The 533-nt window shown below is 65.5% G+C and carries 1 protein-coding gene; it reads right to left on the bottom strand.

Annotation, left to right across the window (positions count from 1 at the left end; genetic code table 11):
* Positions 1 to 533: branched-chain amino acid ABC transporter permease (locus AC0L3K_RS40730; protein ID WP_473368222.1), on the bottom strand; the 533-nt coding region annotated here is incomplete at both ends.

Below are 533 nucleotides of genomic sequence, written 5' to 3'. Positions count from 1 at the left end.
AGGTTTTCGAAGACACCGACCAGGAAGCCGCCGACCACGGCGCCGAACGGGCTGGTCAGTCCGCCGAGCACCGCCGCAGCGAAGCCGTAGATCAGCACGCCGCCCATCATGTTGGGCTCGAGGAACACCACCGGTGCGATCAGCATGCCGGCGATCGCACCGATGGCGGACGCCATGCCCCAGCCCAGCGCAATCATCCAGCTGGTGTTGATGCCGACCAGCCGCGCCGATTCAGGCACGGAGGCGGCCGCGCGCATGGCGAGGCCGATCTTGGTGTACTGGAAGAAGAAGTAGAGTCCGAGCAGCAGCAGCACGGTGACGCCGATCATGCCCGCCTGGTGGGTCGAGATCAGCTGGCTGCCGAGGAATGGTGAGGAGCCGAACGGGGTCGGATACTGCTTGATGGTGAAGTCCCAGATCAGGCCGGCCGAGGAGTTGATGATCGCGAACAGCGCAATGAAGCCGGCGACGTTGGTCAGCACCGGCGCCTTGGCGAGCGGCTTGAACAGGATGCGCTCGATCGCGATGCCGCC

It is taken from the genome of Bradyrhizobium sp. MI1.10 (genome assembly GCF_055811035.1).
This window is presented reverse-complemented; position numbering and strand designations above follow the sequence as displayed.